The sequence below is a fragment of the Halomonas sp. ND22Bw genome, assembly GCF_003011945.1.
In the GTDB taxonomy this organism is placed as follows: Bacteria; Pseudomonadota; Gammaproteobacteria; order Pseudomonadales; family Halomonadaceae; genus Halomonas; species Halomonas halophila.
This window is the reverse complement of the sequence record NZ_PXWD01001057.1, coordinates 1-264: the sequence shown is the minus strand read 5'-3', so window position 1 is coordinate 264 and position 264 is coordinate 1. Positions and strand designations below refer to the sequence as shown.

General features: G+C 67.8%; 1 protein-coding gene. It reads left to right on the top strand.

Annotation, left to right across the window (positions count from 1 at the left end; genetic code table 11):
* The first annotated feature begins 4 nt into the window (after nt 1–4).
* A complete protein-coding gene (locus CVH10_RS21410) occupies nt 5–172 on the top strand; it encodes a CcdB family protein (RefSeq protein ID WP_219924962.1) in 168 nt (55 codons plus the stop codon).
* The last annotated feature ends 92 nt before the right edge of the window (nt 173–264 follow it).

Genomic DNA, 264 nt, shown 5'->3' with positions numbered 1-264 from the left:
GCCGATCCTGCGGCTCAACCCACAGGTCAGCATGGAGGGGCAGCCATGGGTTCTAGCCACGCATTTCGCGACCACGGTTGACAACCGTATCCTTACGTTCCTCGCAGGGTCGCTGGCGGATCAGGAAGGGGCGATCAAGGGCGCGCTCGATTTCCTGGTCAACGGGTTCTGACCGCCTAGGCCGCCGCGGTCCCGCCCACCGTCAGCCCACCGACCAAGAGCGTCGGCTGCCCGACGCCGGCGGGCACGCTCTGCCCGCCCTTG